Origin of the sequence: Zhouia amylolytica, from assembly GCF_900116365.1 — a bacterium.
GTDB classification, from domain to species: domain Bacteria; phylum Bacteroidota; class Bacteroidia; order Flavobacteriales; family Flavobacteriaceae; genus Zhouia; species Zhouia amylolytica.
The window spans coordinates 337,834-356,211 of sequence record NZ_FPAG01000001.1 but is presented as its reverse complement, the minus strand read 5'-3'; the positions used below and the strand labels follow the sequence as shown (position 1 = coordinate 356,211).

The following is an 18,378-nucleotide window of genomic DNA, read 5'->3' as shown; positions in this document are numbered from 1 at the left end:
ATTGGTTAATCACTAATTTTTTTAGTAATAATGGTGCTGTACTTTTTAAATTTATGATGGGTTTCGATTATAATTTTAGCGGCATTTTTCACCTTAAATTCCAAGTTGATCACCGCTGGTAAACCAGTTCTTTTTTTGTCGTTAAATATGGTGATTAATTCGTCCGGGGTATATTTATCATCAAGCTTCACATCTTGATTGTAGAGGAAATTATAAGTGGCATCCAGCTGTTTATTATCGGCATCATAAAACCGGATGGCTTTGTAGATGTTGTATAGGAGCGTGTTATAGTTTTTTCTGGGTATTGATAATACTACTGCGCTCTCGTCAAAATGAGCTGTAATGCCTTTATTTTTGGTGTTATTTTTGGTCAGACTCAAATTTCTGCTTTCTGTTGGAATATATAATGACAAGTTAATTTCGATAGTATCACCTTCTGGTAAGGGTTCGTAGATGTCTTTATAATATTCTCCTAGATACCCCACAGAAAATGAGTCGTAGTCCTCTTGTCCCGGAATTAACTTTAAAACCTCTCTGCCCTTAGGAGTGTGGAGGTAAAAGTTATTAACTTCAATATAGGAGCCGGTCGGGTATAAAGTGTCCATTTTGGTATTGTAAACGGATATGCTTTGATAGTTGCTATTGTTAGATAGTATTTCTAAAGATTCACTATAGGCCTCAATTTGTGAGTTAGAAAAATTATTCTGAAATGGATAAAATTCGAGTGCTGCTTTATCGATATATTTGTCGGCTGAATACCAGTTGTTATAGACTTTTTTAAACGCCAAATCCTGATAGTCAATGATGAGGGGTGGATAATCATAGCCTTGTAATTTGGTGAGCATATACATGTTTCCGCGATCCCCAAAATTCAGCATTAATTTCGTAAGCTTCTGAATACCTGTTTTTCGATCGTAGATGGAAGTCCCTCCCATATGCACTTGGTTCTTTTTTACCTTAAAAATGCCTCGACTTTCAACAATAACCTCTTCTTTATTCACCTCGATAATAGTATGTTCAACAAGAACCGCTAGCTTTTTGTTTTTTTGAAATGAAAAGGAATCAAGTTCCGACCAGTTGTAGCCTGTCTTTAACTGGATATCTTTAAGGGGATTAATCTTTTTGTTGCCAAATTTATCCGTTAATTGATTAAGGATACCCTCCACTTCGGCATCGTTTATATCCAAATGATATGTTTTTGAAACAATTCCATTGCTATCAACTTCAAAGGTAAGAGGCTTGTTGATGATGTGCTTAGCTAATTTTTGAACCCGTTTGTTTTCCTTAGCGATGTTTTTAGTATGGAAATAAGCACGGTTATTGTAACCCTGGCTCATAGAACCTTTTATATCGTGAAGAACAATTTCAAAATCGAGGTCTTTATTGGTATATGTTAAGCCAAAATCAAAATTGATCATAAAAGCAATATCGTCATCTTCCTCTAAAATTAATTCTGTCTCATATTCATATACCTGATCAATTACAGGTCTTAATTTCAACTGTTGCGAATACCCGGTAAGGGAAAAAACAATGAAAGTGGTGACAAGTATAATTCGGTCTATTCTCATAGATGCTGTTTAAAAATCATATCAAATGAACCAGTTGATTTTTAAGGGTACTGAGCTCGTTAAGATTCGATACCTTTTTACTGGTTGTAACAAACTGTAATAATTCCTTGGCTAATTTTTCACTGTCAGTCTCAATAATATTGTTGCGTTTGAACATTTTGTGAACAAAGGTACGACCATATGCATTGTTGTGCAGGTCCATAGCACGCTCCAAAGGTTTGTTTGGAGAAAATTCTTCGTGCCAGTCAGTGATTGTTTTAGCCCATTGAAGCGCCTCGTCAAAATCTTTGTTCCACTGATAAGCTTCCTTGGTTAATAAAATATTCCATAAGGCATGTCTAAACGCATTCGAACTGTTATTTAGATGATGCAGGTTTGGAAAATAATGATCAGAAATATGGATACAGTTTTTTGTTGCTTTAATGGTTGGGATGACCATAAGCGGCCGCCTGAAAAATAACCCCGAAAGGCTTATGAGTTTCTTATAATTTAAACTTGTTAAAAGCGTTCGGGGTATCATTTTATTTATATTCTTTAACCGCTTCTATAAAGGCTTTGGCATGATCAACCGGGATATTAGGTAAAATACCATGTCCTAAATTAACCACATACTTATCTTTCCCAAATGCATCGATCATCTCATGAACCATTTTTTTAATGGTTGGGATCGGGGATAACAAGCGCGAAGGATCAAAGTTTCCTTGCAAAGTGATATTTCCTCCCGTTAAATACCTTGCATTTTGAGGCGAGCAGGTCCAATCTACACCTAGTGCTGAGGCTTTACTTTGTGCCATGTCGTTTAGGGCAAACCAACAACCTTTTCCAAACACAATAACTTCAGTTAAAGGAGCTAACGCTTCGATAATTTGGTTGATGTATTTCCATGAAAACTCCTGGTAATCTACCGGAGAAAGCATGCCGCCCCAACTATCGAAAATTTGAACTGCATTGACCCCGTTTTTTACCTTTTCTTTTAAATAAAGAATTGTGGTGTCAGTTATTTTCTGAAGCAATGCATGGGCTGCTTCGGGTTGAGAGAAACAAAAACCTTTTGCAGTATCAAAACTCTTAGATCCTTTTCCTTCTACAGCATAACAAAGAATAGTCCAGGGAGAACCTGCAAAACCGATTAAAGGAACCTCGTCATTAAGCATTTCCTTTGTGAGCTTAATAGCATCCATTACATAGCCTAATTCTTCATTAATTTCAGGGATAACAACTTGTTCAACATCTTTAGCGGAACGAACCGGATTAGGTAGCCACGGACCAACTCCGGGCTTCATTTCCACTTCAATGTTCATCGCCTGTGGAATTACCAGAATGTCGGAAAACAAAATAGCAGCGTCCGGCTTAACGATACGAATAGGTTGTACGGTTATTTCAGCAGCTAATTCGGGAGTTCGACAACGAGTAAAGAAATCATATTTTTCTTTTAATGCCATAAACTCAGGTAAATATCTTCCAGCCTGTCTCATCATCCATACAGGTGGACGTTCAACAGTTTCTCCCTTAAGTGCTTTTAAAAATAAATCGTTTTTTATCATGTGTTCTATGGTCTTTCTTTATGAGTTAAAATGTTTAATCACTTGTACAATCACGTTTTCTATGGTCGGTTTATTTGCCGTGATAATATTGTTGGTGTGTTTTTTTACTTCAGCCTCTGTTGTTTTTCCAAGAGAAAAAACAACAGCTTCTTCAATATGATTTTTAAGCGTGAAACTTTGTACGGCACTCGGACTGAAAAACATGATTCCGTCAAACTCTTCAAACAATTGTTTAGAGTCGGCCTCTGTCTTATATACTTCAATCTCTTTAAAAGCAACTCCATGCTCGCTTAACAGTGCAGGAAGCTCTTCTCTTCGACGGTCACCGCAGAAAAAGATAAATTCTTTTTCTTTATGATTGTTTATGATCTTAGTGGCCAGCCCTTTTGCCTGGTACGCTTTTTCCGTTACAGGATAGCCTTTAGCGATTAAAAAAGCTTCTGTTTTATCACCGACACAGTACGAGTTTTTAATCGCAATATCACGATTGGATATTTGTTTTACAGAGTTCTTGCTGGTAAATATGGCGTTTTCAATTTCCTTGGGACAACTAAAGTCAATCCCTTTTACCTTTATGAAATCAGCTTCAAAAACCGTAATATTAGCTTCTTCCAGCATATTTCGTTGTTGTTCTGTAAGCTCCTTGGTGCTTAATATTTTAGGTTTCGTGTTCATATTCTAATAATTTTATTCAGCTAAATCGACTCCAAAAGCCGTTATATCATTATTGTTACCAAATACAATTAAAATATCATTCTCTTGCAGTTTTGTCTCGTTATTAGGGATGCCAATAACTTCTTTTTTCTGCATTTTGTTTCCTAATAGATTGGTCTTTTCACAGTCTCTTAATATGGTTACGACATTGAGATTATAATGCTGTCTGAAGCTTAATTCCTGCAGTGTTTTTCCAGCCATTCTTGCATTTATCTTTATTTCCGATATCGAATAGTTCTTATCGATATTAAAGCTGTCGATAACGTTTTTTAAGTTAATCTTAGAGGTCAGCTTTTCTGCTGCTTCCTGTTCCGGATGAACAATGCGATTGATGCCCATAGCTTTCAGAACCGTATCATGAATAGGAGAAAGTGACCTGCTTATAATATCCGCTTTTGTTATTTTCTTTAAAATGGCAGTCGTTATGATTGCAGCTCCTTCGTTTTCTCCAATGGCGACCACTGCAATATTAGTGTCTTTAAGTGGAATAGCATCATAGGCAAGTTCATTTGTTGCATCCATACATATGGTATGAGCAATTTTATCTTTAACAAGATTGATCTTTTCCATTTTATGATCGATACCTATAACCTCATTACCCGTTTCAGTAAGCTTCAAGGCTAGAGAGGTTCCAAAATTTCCTAATCCAAATATTATAATTTTCACAATGCTAATTTAATTAATTCAAATACCTCATGTTGCTCATAAACAATATGATTAGCTGACTCTAATTTATTAAAATGTTTTCTTTTGGGTACTGATACATTTTCGAATTTATTCTTCTCAATAGCCCAATTAAAATATTAAGCATTCCAATTCTACCGATAAACATAACCAATATTAACACCAGTCTGCTGGCATTAGAGAGATCAGGTGTTAGGTTAAGGCTTAACCCCACGGTGCTATAGGCAGAAAAGCATTCAAAAGCAATATGCAATAAATCCTTGCCTGGTTCAAAAATTAACAATAACAATATCGCGACTCCTATCGTAATCAATGAAATGCATAAAATGGCAAAAGCTCTTTTAATGGTATCGTTGTGGATGCTCCTTGTGCCGATTTCTATCTCAGGCTTATTTTTAGCAGTAGAGAGTATGTTAAGTGTAGCTAATGCAAAGGTTGTCGTCTTAATACCTCCTGCAGTAGACGCTGGTGACCCTCCAATCCACATCAATAGCATAACAAAGAGTATCGATGGTAAGGCTAGGCTTCCATAATCAATTGTGTTAAATCCTGCAGTTCTTGGGGTCACTGACTGAAAGGCAGCAGTTGTAAATTTTCCCAGCCAACTGTCATGTACTGCAATCGTGTTGTTAAACTCACTGATACCAAAAAATGCAAACCCGGCAATAAGTAATATTACAGTGGTTACTAGTACGATTTTAGAATTTAAAGTAATGAGTCTTACGATAGGTTTTTTGTGCTCTCGGTATATTAGGTTATTTATTAAAACTTTGAAGTAGCTATAAAAATTGAAAACTATGTTGTAGCCAAGCCCTCCTAAGATAATTAGTATCATAATAATCCATTGGAACGAATAATCGAATTGTAAGTCAGTATTAAAAAGTCCATTGGATATATTCGAAAATCCCGCATTACAAAACGCCGATATGGAGTGAAACACACTAAAGAAAACAGGATTTTGAATATCAGATGCATGGTCTAAAGAAAAGTAGATCAGGATAGAGCCAAGTGCTTCAATACCCAAAGTAAAGGTGACGATTTGCATAGCAAAACGCAAGGTGTCTTTTAAATTTTCTGAAGAGACAAAATCTTTTAAATAAAGACCTTCCTTAAATGACGATCCGCTTCTGAAGAAAAAGGCAAAGAACGAGGTGAAAGTTAAGATCCCTAAGCCTCCTAATTGAATTAGAAAGAGTATAATTGACTGTCCAAAGGTTGTGAAATCTTTTGAGGTGTCTAAAACCGCTAATCCCGTTACACAAACAGCACTGGTTGCGGTGAACAGGGCATCGATAAAATGAATATTACCCTGGGTGGTGGCCTTCGGTAACATAAGTAAAAAGGCTCCGAGAAGATCAATGATAAAAAAACTCCCAACAAAAATAATAGCAGGATTAAAATAAATGCTATAAAGATACCTGATAAGAATACTGAGTCGAATAATCAGATATAGCAATAAGGAACCCTCAAGGTAAGGTTTCATATGTAAAAGAAAATCCGCTAGTGCGCGCTCAGGAGAAAAAAGAAAAATAATAAAACTGCTTACCAAAACAATCGAAAATAGTATGGTATAGGTAAGACTAAGTGTTTTTTTTATGGATTTTTTCTGGTGATAATACCTAAAGATGTTTACAGCAAGTAAAATAGGTATTAAGCAAGAAATTAGTATGAGTTTATGAGTTTTAAATTTCTCATATACGATAAAACCAAAGTCGAAAACAAGAAAGCTAATTACGATAAAATCGACAATTAGAAGTGTCAATCGTGCATACTGTAATTTTTTCAATCGACAAGGTTTTGGTTCCTGTTTTAGTTAATTGTTTTTCGAATTTCTTCCATGATCGACTTGCCTCCTTCATTAAACACTTGTTGTCCAAAACTAATTCCTTTATTCAGATGATCTTTTAAAGGAAAGGAAGTGTTAACCGCTGCTTTCTGACTTCCGTCCAGAGAAAAAACAGCAGCGTTAAAATGAATGGTATTGTTATCAATAGTTGCAAGCGCACCGATTGGTGCGGAACATCCACCCTCTAAGGTGCGCAAAAAATCACGCTCTATTTTGGTGCAGATTTCTGTTTCAATATGATTGAGCTGAGCAACCGCTTCCTGAACATATGGGTTGTTTTCCATGACGGCAATCGTAATGGCGCCCTGTGCAGGTGCCGGTATCATCCAGTCCAGAACCGTATTGTTTTCAGGCTTAAGGGCAATACGCTCAAGTCCGGCTTTAGCGAAAATAGCCCCGTTCCAGTTATTGTCATGCAGTTTTTGCATGCGAGAATTTACATTGCCACGGAGTCCAACCACGGTATGTGAAGGATATTTGTGTAGCCATTGCGCTTTCCTGCGTAAACTTCCTGTAGCAATAACGCCGTGCTCTTCAGATAGAAAATCAGTGTTTCCTTTGTGTATAAGAAGATCTTCTACATTGGCGCGTTCTAAAACCGCACCTTGAATAATGCCTTTGGGTAGCATGGTGGGAACATCTTTCATGCTATGAACGGCAATGTCAATAGTGCCATTAATCATCGCGATGTCAAGAGTTTTTGTAAATACCCCCGTAATACCCAATTCATATAAGGGTTTGTCTAAAATCAGATCACCTGTGGATTTAACAGGAGTTAACTCAGTTTTATACCCTAAGTCCTCTAATTTCTTTTTAACAGTATTAGCCTGCCATAACGCCAATTCGCTATCGCGGGTTCCGATTCGAATAACTTTATTCATTTACGCTTTGGTTTCCAGTTGAAACACCTTCTGAATTAAGTCAATACTTTCGTCTGAAGTGTTTGAGTTGTCTTTTAGGTGATTAGCAAAGTGAGTAGTGATCTTTTGAATGATACGCTCACTGATAATCGTAGCCTGTTCTTCATTAAAGTCTTCAATTTTTCTTCTCTGAAAATCAATTTCAGCATCTTTAAGAGACTTTAATTTTTTCTTGAGAGCTTTAATGGTTGGGGCAAACTTCCGCGTTTGCAACCATTGAATGAACTCTGTTTTTACCTCTTCGTTTATTTGTTCGGCTTTTGGAATGTGTGCTTTTCTTCGCTCTAAGGTCTGATCGGTCATTTGTGATAAATGATCCAAATGAACAAGAGTAACATTGTCCAGTTCGCTCACGTCATTTGCCACATTTTTAGGGATCGACAGATCCAATATCAAAAGAGGCTTGGTGCGATGAATCAGGTCTTTGGATACAGTAGGGTGCTGAGCTCCGGTCGATACAATTAAAATATCGGTATTTAAGATCTCTGTTTGTAATTCACAGTAGTCTTTTACGATGAGGTTAAATTTACCCGCAATCTTTTCAGCCTTATCTTTAGTGCGGTTAATAAGCGTGATATGTTCATTCTTGGTGTGTTTTACCAAATTCTCACATGTATTACGCCCAATTTTACCAGTACCAAATAATAGAATGTTTTTGTCTGAAATGTTTTCAACCTCGTTCATGATGTATTGAACTGAAGCAAATGAAACCGAGGTAGCCCCCGAACTAATGTCCGTTTCATTTTTTATACGCTTACTTGCCTGAATAACAGAGTTGCATAAGCGCTCTAAAAAGTGATCAGTTAATTCCAATTTCTTGGAGGCAGCAAAACTCTGCTTTAGCTGACTTATAATTTCAAAATCACCCAAAATTTGACTATCAAGACCAGTGCCAACCCTGAATACATGTGCAATTGCATCGTTGTTTTTGCATACATAGCCAACTTGTTGGAACTCCTCTACCGTTCCATTGGAATTGTCACAAATTAATTTGATAAGTTGAAAAGGGTGCTGAGCAAAACCATACACCTCTGTACGGTTACATGTAGAAATAACCAATAAACTTTCTAAGCCTTCATCTTTAGCTTGAACAAGTAATCTTTCTTTTCCAACGGTATCCAGACTAAAACGTCCACGTGTCTCTGCATCTGCTTTTTTATAGCTTATCCCTACGGCATAAAAAGATTTACCTCTTGCTATGTTGTATGCTTCCATGTAATAAATCTGATAATCGGTAGCAAAAATAGAAGTACAATTGGTAAAAAAATAACGCTAGAAGAACTATTTGTGTCGCTTTAAGATTTTTTGGCCTTGAATTGGGTTGAAAACGCTAAAATACCTTACATTTGGATATAATCAAGCCTTTTTAGAAATTTTTGTTTAGAACGAATCTAAATAAAAAGGAATTTAAAAAGCAGGAGAATCATTAAAAAAATAACGCTGCAGGAACTATGGAAGAAATTCAGATATCAGACGGATTTTATTTGTTAAAAACACAGAATGACGGTAACGATCCTCAACAGTATGAGCGTCATGCAGATAGTAGCTATATTCAAATGCATTTTTGCTTGAAGGGGAGTTCTAAGTTTAATTTTAATAAAGGGCGATATGCGCTTGAGGTCAACGAAGAGAAAGCGCTGTTGTTATACAATCCACAACAGGATTTACCTATCAATTTAGAATTGGAACCGAAATCATGGCTTATTTCAGTTTTGATTTCTATCAAAAAGTTTCATTCGCTATTTTCCCAGGAAGCCGATTATATTCATTTCTTGAGTGAAGATAACAAAGATAAGAAGTATTATACCAATGCGCCTATTACGCCTGCTATGGCAGTAGCTTTAAGTCAGATAATGAATTACCATGTGCATTCTTCTATTAAGACACTTTATCTAAAGGGTAAGATATATGAACTTATTAGTTTGTATTTCAATAAACCCGAGGATGCAGATGTCGAACAATGCCCTTTTTTAATAGATGAAGACAACATCCGAAGAATACGTAAGGCAAAAGATATCGTCATAGCACGAATGGCAGAACCACCATCCCTTTCTGAACTTTCTGAAGAAATAGGGTTGAATTTGAAAAAGTTGAAAGAAGGATTCAAACAAGTTTATGGCGATTCGGTTTATAGTTTTTTGTTTGATTATAAAATGGAGTATGCCCGAAAGGTGCTGGAAAGTGGTGAGCATAATGTAAATGAAGTAGCCTTAAAGGTCGGGTATAGTACATCAAGTCATTTTATTGCTGCTTTTAAGAAGAAATTCGGAACCACACCAAAAAAATATTTAATGTCCTTAACCAACTCATAACAATGAGAAAAAAGCTTTTACTATCTATTATTGCAGGATTGTTATTCCAATGGGGGTACAATCAAAATCCTGTTGATTCCTCACAAAATGAAAATATACTTTTGTTTACTAAAACTGCAGGCTTTCGACATAGCTCGATAGAGACAGGGGTCAAGCTTGTTAAAATGCTGGGAGAACAAAATGGATTTAATGTTACACATACAGAAGATGCATCCGTTTTTAACGATTCGTTCCTGAAAAATATAGACCTTATTGTTTTCTTGTCAACTACCGGAGATATTTTAAACCCTAAGCAAGAACTGGCGTTTAAAAATTTCATCCAAAGCAAGAAGGGTTTTTTAGGGATCCACGCAGCCACAGACACTGAATTTGAATGGGAGTGGTATGGGAAACTGGTTGGCGGCTATTTTTCTGATCATCCAAGAGTTCAAGAGGCAAGGTTGGAAGTATTGGATAAAGATCATCCGTCGTGTAAGCATCTGCCTGATACCTGGATTCGGAAGGATGAGTGGTATAACTTTAAGAACCTGAATTCAGATGTGAGGGTTTTGATTAACCTTGATGAATCTAGTTATGAAGGAGGGAAAAACGGGGAAAATCATCCTATTGCCTGGAGTCATGTTTATGAAGGAAGCCGAATATTTTATACTGGTGGAGGACATACGCATGAATCTTATGATGAACCGCTCTTTGTAAAACATATTTTAGGGGGCATTCTTTGGTGTCTTAACAGAGAAAATGCTATTGAATAAATCTATACAGTTATTAATATTCTTAACGGATGGTTTAGAAATAAGCTTTGAGGAAAAGTGTATTTTTGCCATGAATAAATTAAAGACATGAAAGGAGTTTTACTTATAAACCTGGGTTCGCCGGATAGCACAAATCCTAAAGACGTTAAAAGATATTTAGACGAATTTTTGATGGATGAAAGGGTGATTGATAAACCTTACCTGTTGAGAGCTTTTATAGTAAAGGGAATTATCCTAAATACAAGACCAAAAAAATCAGCTGCTGCTTATAAAAAGATTTGGTGGGATGAAGGTTCGCCTTTAATAGTACTCTCTGAAAGACTTAAGAGAAAGGTAGACGATTTAACCCAGGTTCCGGTTGCTCTTGGAATGCGTTATGGGAATCCTTCAATTAAAGCCGGGTTACAGGAATTAGCAGACCAGGGTGTCGACGAGGTGTTAATAGTTCCACTTTATCCCCAGTTTGCCATGTCTACTACTGAAACCGTACTGGTGAAAGCTGAAGAGGAAAGGAAAAAACATTTCCCTGAAATGAAGTTCACGAATATTCCTGCTTTTTATAATCACCCGGATTATGTAAGAGTACTTGCCGCTTCTATTAAAGATGAATTGGAGGGGAAAGAATGGGATCACCTGTTGTTTTCATACCATGGGGTGCCGGAGCGACATATCAGAAAATCGGATATAACCAATTCACATTGTAAAATAGATGGTGTATGTTGTCAAACAAATTCACCAGCCCATCAATATTGCTACAGACACCAGTGCTTTGAAACCACTAAACAGGTCGTTGAATTACTGGGTATAGACAATTCAAAGTATTCAACCTCCTTCCAGTCCAGATTGGGAAGAGATCCATGGATACAGCCATATACTGATGCCACCATCGAAAGTCTGGCTGAAAAAGGAATTAAAAATCTCGCAGTAGTTACACCTGCGTTTGTCTCTGATTGTTTAGAGACCCTGGAGGAAATTGCTATGGAAGGTAAAGAGGACTTTATTGCAGCAGGTGGAGAGCAATTCTACGCAGTTCCATGCCTGAATGATAATGATGAATGGGTGAAAGTATTGTCAAGATGGGTTGATGAGTGGGCAATAACTGAAACAGCCAACGCTTAATGGCAAAGGTTAGTGCTACCGACTTAGGTTCAGAGCCAATTGGTAAACTCTTGGTAAAGCAGGCTATACCCGCTTCTGTAGGGATTCTGGTAATGTCTCTGAATGTCCTGATCGATAGTATTTTTGTGGGTAAATGGGTAGGTTCGATTGCCATCGCTGCAATCAATGTAGTATTACCCGTATCATTTTTTATTGCCGCTCTAGGAATGGCAATTGGAATTGGAGGTTCGTCCATCATTTCCAGAGCTTTGGGAGCCGAAAATCCCGAGAAAGCCCTGACTACTTTTGGAAACCAGATCACTTTAACGATCCTTATTACCGTCGGCATGGTAATTCCAGGCCTTATTTTTGTCGATGATATCATCCCGAGTTTTGGGGGTAAGGGGGCCATTTTTGATCCCGCTAAAATATATTACACGGTGGTGCTCTATGGTGTGCCTTTCCTGGCCTTATGCATGATGGGTAATAATGTAATACGGGCAGAAGGAAAGCCACGGTATTCTATGATAGCCATGATCATACCAACCATCGGAAATTTGTTTCTGGATTACCTGTTGATTCATGTGTTCGACATGGGCATGAATGGAGCCGCCTGGGCTACTACCTTGTCTTATTTGATGTGCTTTGCCTATATATTATGGTTCTTTCTTAGTAGAAACTCAGAGCTTAAAATCAATATAACTCATTTAATTCCTAAAAGAGAAATTGTTTCTGAAATTGGCTCTCTTGGGTTTGTAACCCTGGCACGACAGGCTGTGGTTAGTATTATTTATTTGATTATGAATAATATCTTGTTCAACCTTGGAGGGGAGGCATTAGTCTCTGTATATGCCATAGTGGGTAGAATGCTGATGTTTGTCCTGTTTCCTGTTTTGGGAATTACTCAAGGTTTTCTGCCGATAGCCGGTTTTAATTATGGGGCTAAAAAATATGCCCGGGTGCGAGAATCGATCAATAAATCAATAATTACAGCATGTTTTGTAGGTTTGCTGGTTTTCCTGATCATATTCTTTATCCCTGATGCCTTTACAAAACTATTCCTCAAGAGTAATGGTACACTCTCTCCGGAAGAATTAAAAACCAATGCTACCATTTTAGCCAAAGCTCCTGATGCACTTAGGATGGTTTTCGCGGCAACGCCTATTATAGCTATTCAGTTAATTGGAGCAGCCTATTTTCAAGCTATCGGGAAAGCAATCCCCGCTTTACTCCTGACCCTGAGCAGACAAGGGTTTTTCTTTATTCCTCTGATACTTATATTGCCTGGAATCTATGGTGAAACAGGTGTATGGATCTCCTTCCCTATAGCAGATTTCTTAGCTACCATTGTTACTGCATATTTTTTGAATAGGGAAATTAGGCGTACGACAAAGTTGGAAAATGCTGTTTGATATTTTTCAAAAAGACTACCTTTTTTTTAAGAAAAATCTTATATATTAGCATTGTTGTATTGAATAAGATTCATCTTGAAATTTTGTGTCTAAATGAAAAACCTTAAAAGCCTATTCAAGAATCCTGTATATGTATTACTTGGAATTTTAATATTGGTAGTATTGTACTTTAATATAGCTGAACTAATGCACCAATTGGGGGAGGTAGCAGGACGCAGGGTGTCAAAACAGTGATCAGGCTTTTTTAAAAATTCAAGACAGAATTGATGACTGTGGGGCAATTGCCAGATTGGTTTAAAGGGCCGTACAATATCATATTTTATTCCTACCTTTAAGTGCAAACCAATGCACTACTTTAAAAATGATAAAAAGACTACTATTTCTCAGTATGTTAATCATACTGGGCATTTCAACTTCCTGGGGACAAACAAAGAAATCTAAGAAATCAAAAACAACCGAAACAGAACAAAGCCTGTATAGTGGTTTGGAATACCGGTTAATAGGGCCTTTTAGAGGAGGGCGTTCGGCAGCTGCAACCGGAGTTCCGGGAAAACCGAATCTGTACTATTTTGGTTCTACCGGCGGAGGTGTATGGAAAACTGAAGATGGAGGGAGAACCTGGGAGAATATTTCAGATGGGTTTTTTGGAGGAAGTATAGGTGCCGTTTCAGTGGCGCCAAGCGATCATAATGTAATCTACGTCGGAGGAGGAGAAAAAACAGTGCGCGGAAATGTCTCTTCAGGTTATGGCATCTGGAAAACAGTTGATGCAGGTAAGACCTGGAAGCAAATGGGACTGGAAAAATCGCGTCATATTCCCAGAATCAGGGTACACCCCGATAACCCTGATATCGTATACGCCGGAGTTTTGGGTAATATCTATAAACCTACCGAAGAACGTGGTGTTTACAAGAGCACGGACGGCGGTGAAACCTGGAGAAAAACGCTATTTGTAAATGATATGGCCGGAGCTGTAGATTTGATGATCGATCCTAATAATCCAAGAATATTGTATGCCTCAACATGGCGTGTGCAACGTACTCCTTATAGTTTGAGTAGTGGAGGTGAAGGTTCTGCACTATGGAAAAGTACTGATAGTGGAGAAACCTGGACCGAAATATCAACAAAACAAGGATTTCCAAAAGGAACCTTGGGGATTATAGGCGTAACGGTTTCACCAAAAAATTCGGATCGGGTATGGGCTATTGTTGAAAACAAAGATCAAGGTGGTGTATATCGTAGTGATGATGCCGGAGCGACCTGGAGACAGGTCAATAGTGATAGAAGTTTACGACAAAGAGCCTGGTATTATACCAGGATTTATGCCGATACCGACGATGAAGAAGTGGTTTATGTGGTGAATGTACAATATCATAAATCAAAGGACGGCGGAAAAACATTTTCTTCTTCAAGCGCACCACACGGAGATCATCACGACCTATGGATAGCTCCGGAAAATCCGGATAGGATGATAATTGCTGATGATGGCGGAGCCCAGATCAGTTATGATGGAGGAGCCACCTGGAGCACCTACCATAATCAGCCTACATCTCAATTTTACAGGGTTACAACCGATAATCATTTCCCGTACCGTATTTATGCGGCACAACAGGATAATTCTACCGTTAGAATAAATCATAGAAGCGACGGTTATTCCATAGGGGAAGATGATTGGGAGTCTACAGCAGGAGGAGAATCAGCACATATTGCAGTCGATCCGGAAAATGACGATATTGTTTATGGTGGTAGCTATGGAGGTTTTCTAACAAGAGTCAACCATAAAACAGGTACCGTAAGAGCTATTAATGTATGGCCAGATAACCCAATGGGATATGGAGCAGAGGGGATGAAGTATCGGTTCCAGTGGAACTTCCCTATTATGTTTAGTAAGCACGATCCAAATAAATTGTATACGTTTTCCAATCATGTGCACTTAAGTACAGATGAAGGTCAAAGCTGGACCTTATTAAGCGATGACCTTACCACAAATGACCCGGAAAAATTAAAATCTTCCGGAGGGCCAATCACACAAGACAATACCGGAGTAGAATACTACTGTACTATATTTGCCGCAGATGAAAGCCCTTTAAAAGAAGGACTCCTTTGGGTTGGTAGCGATGACGGCCTTATTCACCTTACCCGGAATGGAGGGGAGACCTGGGAAAATGTGACACCTAAAGGACTTCCGGAATGGAGTATGATTAATAGCATCGAGTCAAGTGCCTTCGAAGAAGGGACTTGTTATGTAGCGGCTACGCGCTATAAATTAGGTGATTTTCAACCTTACCTGTATAAGACTACGAACTATGGTAAATCATGGACGCAGATAACCAATGGGATTAATGAAGAGCATTTTACCAGGGTGCTTAGAGCCGATCCGAAGCAAAAAGGGTTGTTGTATGCAGGTACCGAAACGGGAATGTACATCTCTTTTGATGATGGTAAGAACTGGGAGTCTTTTCAGTTAAACCTGCCGGTGGTTCCCGTTACCGATCTTGCTCTGAAAGATGACAACCTGATTGTCGCTACTCAAGGCCGTAGTTTATGGATAATAGACGACCTTACCGTTTTACATCAATTAAAAGATGTTCAAAACAAAAAGCAGGTTCTTTTTGCTCCTAAAGATGCCTATAGGATGAAAGGTGGAGGAGGTAGCGCTTCTAAAACAGCAGGAGCTAATCACCCTAATGGGGTCATTACCTATTTCTACTTAGAGGATCTAAAAGAAAAAGATAGCGTGTCCCTCACCTATTTTGATAAAGCCGGGGATACCATAAAAAGTTATAGCAATTTTGATAGTAAGAATAAATTACAACTTCAGAAAGGAGCGAATAAATTCGTATGGAATACGCGCTATGATGGAGCTGAAAGGCTTCCGGGAATGATCCTTTGGTGGGCAAGTTTGAGCGGTGCGAAAGCCGTGCCGGGCAACTATAGTGTTGAACTCGATGTAAATGGTCAAAAAGAAACAGAAATATTTAATATTTTACCGGACCCCAGAGCTGAGGTAAGCGTTGCAGAGATGCAAAAACAGTTCGATTTTGTGGAGTCTGTAAATAAAACGGTCGATAAGGCTCACAAATCAATCGCTAAGATCAGAGCGATTAAAAAGCAATTGGATGCTTTTGAAAAGCAATATAAAAATGATCAGGCAGTGAGTGAATTGGTCGAAAGAGCCGATACGCTAAGTAAGCAGTTTACAGCGATTGAGGAAGCCTTATACCAGACCAAAAATCGCAGTGGCCAGGATCCTCTTAATTTCCCGATTAAGCTTACAAATAAGCTGGCGCATTTAAATAGTCTGGTTACGATAGATGATTTCCCGCCAACAGATCAAGACATTGCAGTTAAGAACCAACTCACGGCTAAAATTGAGGAAGAATTGGTTAAATTCGATGCATTGGTTTCGGAGGAAATAAAGGCTTTTAATAAAGAATTTAATGCCTTAAACTTGCAGTATCTATTTGTAGAATAAAAAGGTATGTATAATTATATAAAAGCACTCCATTTAATATTTGTAATCACCTGGTTTGCAGGCTTGTTTTATATTCCGCGACTATTTGTGTATCAAATAGAGGCCTATCATAAAGCTTCCCCGGAGAAAGAGATTTTAGGGAAACAATTAAGTTTAATGGCGAAAAGGCTGTGGTATATCATTACCTGGCCTTCTGCAATATTGGCTACGGTTTTTGCCGTCTGGTTACTGATTTTGATTCCCGGTTGGTTGACACAGGGATGGATGCATGTGAAACTAGGCTTTGTAGTGTTACTTTTTGCCTACCATTTAAAAACACATCAGATTTTTAAACAATTACAGCGCAATGAGGTAAAATATACCTCAAGCTTTATGCGTATCTGGAATGAAGGATCAACCATTATCTTGTTCTCTGTGGTTTTCCTGGTAATTTTAAAAAGCGCGATTGATTGGGTGTTTGGGGTGGTTGGTATTTTTGTACTGGCACTTTTACTTATGTTGGGCATTAAATGGTATAAAAAAATACGAGATAAAAATCCGGAAGCCTGATTGGCAAGGATGTTGTAATGAAATCACAAAACTGAAAACGTGAAAAAAAGAATATCTCTTCGATACCGGATTTTCTTCACCATGATTTTATTGGTACTGATAGCTTTTTTGCTAATCGCTGCAGTGACCATATATCAATATAAAGAACAGTCCATAGACTATCATCGCGAAAGACTTGAACGTAAGGAAAGTCAGGTGATTGCCCAAATTGATTATGAACTGCGGGAAACTACTTTTGAAGTTAAATCAGACAACCTTCAATACATCTTTAGAAACAGGATTTATGAAATAGCAGACATTCAAAACCTGAACTTTAATATTTATGGCCTGGATGGGGAATTGATCCTTAGCAGTAAACCAAAGCGTGAAGAGAATGGAACTGTGATTGATGCAGCAACCCTGAGAGAACTTTCGTTAAATCCTGATCATAGAATTGTTGTAAAAAGAGACATAGCCGGCTATGACTTTCAGTCGTCATATGTTTACATCAACGACCTGAAATTTAAGCCTATTGGCATTTTAAATGTCCCCTATTACGAAGACGATAGTTTTAACGATTATGAACTTCGGGAGTTTTTAATTCGACTGGGAGCGGTATATTTCTTTTTATTGCTTTTAGCCATTTTGTTAGCTTACTTTATTTCAAAATATATCACCCGATCCCTCAAAGCCGTTAGTGAAAAAATAGAAGAAACGAGGTTGACCAAAACCAACGAAAAAATAATCTTGGAAAGACCAAGCGAAGAAATCGGAACCCTTGTCGACGCCTATAATAGTATGATAGATGAACTTCAGGAAAGTGCTGCCAAACTAGCAAAAAGTGAACGGGAGCAGGCATGGAGAGAAATGGCAAAACAGGTGGCTCACGAAATTAAAAATCCGCTTACCCCCATGAGACTGAGTGTGCAAAGCTTTGAACGCCGCTTTGATCCTAACGATCCTGATGCCTCGAAAAAGCTTCAGGAGTTTTCAAAGACACTTATTCAGCAAATCGATACCATGAGTAATATTGCCTCTGCCTTTTCTAGTTTTGCTGAAATGCCGAGGCAGAGGAAAGAGTTGTTGAATGTAGTGGATGTGGTGAAGCTATCCCTGGATATCTTTAATGAAGACTATATAGAATTTCGTTCAGAGGAGAAAGAGGTGATGGCTAAATTAGATCGAACCCAGCTGGTAAGAGTGGTAACAAATCTGGTAAAGAACGCCATTCAGGCAATGCCTGACCATGTCGATCCTAAGATAATGGTAGAGGTGTCCTCCATTGAGGATCAGGTTAAGATAGCTGTTTCAGACAACGGAAAAGGGATTCCTGAAGAAAATCACGAAAAGGTATTTGAACCCAAATTTACCACCAAGTCCAGTGGCATGGGACTCGGTTTAGGAATGGTGAAAAATATTGTTGAAACTTACAACGGAACTATTAGCTTTTCATCAGAAAAAAATAAAGGAACCGTCTTTACGGTTTTATTTCCAAAGGAAAAATCATAATTTCGAAGGACGGACA

Annotated in this window: 16 protein-coding genes; 8 read left to right on the top strand and 8 right to left on the bottom strand. The window is 38.0% G+C overall.

The annotated features are described in order from the left end of the window. Window positions 1-5 precede the first annotated feature (5 nt). From BM361_RS01500 to hemA, 8 genes are all read right to left on the bottom strand, one after another. Entirely contained in the window at window positions 6-1,568 is a 1,563-nt protein-coding gene (locus BM361_RS01500) for a hypothetical protein (RefSeq protein WP_074976447.1), read from the bottom strand. A 16-nt stretch (window positions 1,569-1,584) separates the two neighbouring features. Beyond that, on the bottom strand, window positions 1,585-2,088 hold the full coding sequence (locus tag BM361_RS01495) for a DUF6973 domain-containing protein (protein ID WP_074976445.1): 504 nt from the start codon (window positions 2,086-2,088) through the stop codon (window positions 1,585-1,587). A 1-nt stretch (window position 2,089) separates the two neighbouring features. Next, on the bottom strand, window positions 2,090-3,112 hold the full coding sequence (gene hemE, locus BM361_RS01490; protein WP_038268529.1) for a uroporphyrinogen decarboxylase: 1,023 nt from the start codon (window positions 3,110-3,112) through the stop codon (window positions 2,090-2,092). An 18-nt stretch (window positions 3,113-3,130) separates the two neighbouring features. Beyond that, window positions 3,131-3,787, bottom strand: coding sequence for a uroporphyrinogen-III synthase (locus BM361_RS01485; protein ID WP_074976443.1), 657 nt, complete (start codon window positions 3,785-3,787; stop codon window positions 3,131-3,133). Between the two features lie 12 nt (window positions 3,788-3,799). After that, window positions 3,800-4,492, bottom strand: coding sequence for a potassium channel family protein (locus BM361_RS01480; protein ID WP_074976441.1), 693 nt, complete (start codon window positions 4,490-4,492; stop codon window positions 3,800-3,802). Window positions 4,493-4,553: 61 nt separating this feature from the next. Continuing rightward, window positions 4,554-6,296 carry a TrkH family potassium uptake protein gene (locus tag BM361_RS01475; RefSeq protein WP_074976439.1) on the bottom strand — a complete coding sequence of 581 codons (1,743 nt, stop codon included), beginning with the start codon at window positions 6,294-6,296 and terminating at the stop codon, window positions 4,554-4,556. A gap of 23 nt (window positions 6,297-6,319) precedes the next feature. Further along, complete coding sequence (gene hemC / locus BM361_RS01470) at window positions 6,320-7,237, bottom strand: hydroxymethylbilane synthase (RefSeq protein WP_074976437.1); 918 nt, start codon at window positions 7,235-7,237, stop codon at window positions 6,320-6,322. Further along, a complete protein-coding gene (hemA, locus tag BM361_RS01465) occupies window positions 7,238-8,491 on the bottom strand; it encodes a glutamyl-tRNA reductase (protein WP_074976435.1) in 1,254 nt (417 codons plus the stop codon). Between the two features lie 236 nt (window positions 8,492-8,727). Between hemA and BM361_RS01460 the strand changes: the two genes are divergently transcribed. From BM361_RS01460 to BM361_RS01430, 8 genes are all read left to right on the top strand, one after another. Then, window positions 8,728-9,588, top strand: coding sequence for an AraC family transcriptional regulator (locus tag BM361_RS01460; protein ID WP_038268538.1), 861 nt, complete (start codon window positions 8,728-8,730; stop codon window positions 9,586-9,588). 2 nt (window positions 9,589-9,590) lie between these two features. Next, the gene (locus tag BM361_RS01455; RefSeq protein WP_083425832.1) at window positions 9,591-10,340 is read left to right on the top strand and encodes a ThuA domain-containing protein; all 750 of its coding nucleotides are present in this window, start codon (window positions 9,591-9,593) and stop codon (window positions 10,338-10,340) included. A gap of 87 nt (window positions 10,341-10,427) precedes the next feature. Then, window positions 10,428-11,459 carry a ferrochelatase gene (hemH, locus tag BM361_RS01450; RefSeq protein ID WP_074976434.1) on the top strand — a complete coding sequence of 344 codons (1,032 nt, stop codon included), beginning with the start codon at window positions 10,428-10,430 and terminating at the stop codon, window positions 11,457-11,459. Next, window positions 11,459-12,850, top strand: coding sequence for an MATE family efflux transporter (locus tag BM361_RS01445; RefSeq protein ID WP_038268544.1), 1,392 nt, complete (start codon window positions 11,459-11,461; stop codon window positions 12,848-12,850). Before hemH ends, BM361_RS01445 begins: the two co-directional genes overlap by 1 nt. A gap of 93 nt (window positions 12,851-12,943) precedes the next feature. Further along, entirely contained in the window at window positions 12,944-13,084 is a 141-nt protein-coding gene (locus BM361_RS16915; RefSeq protein ID WP_175496534.1) for a hypothetical protein, read from the top strand. Between the two features lie 127 nt (window positions 13,085-13,211). Next, window positions 13,212-16,325, top strand: a complete 3,114-nt coding sequence (locus BM361_RS01440; protein WP_254785722.1) for a WD40/YVTN/BNR-like repeat-containing protein — start codon at window positions 13,212-13,214, stop codon at window positions 16,323-16,325. 6 nt (window positions 16,326-16,331) lie between these two features. Then, window positions 16,332-16,874: a CopD family protein gene (locus BM361_RS01435; protein ID WP_074976430.1), complete on the top strand. Its 543-nt coding sequence runs from the start codon at window positions 16,332-16,334 to the stop codon at window positions 16,872-16,874. Window positions 16,875-16,955: 81 nt separating this feature from the next. Further along, window positions 16,956-18,362, top strand: coding sequence for a sensor histidine kinase (locus BM361_RS01430; RefSeq protein ID WP_074976428.1), 1,407 nt, complete (start codon window positions 16,956-16,958; stop codon window positions 18,360-18,362). The last annotated feature ends 16 nt before the right edge of the window (window positions 18,363-18,378 follow it).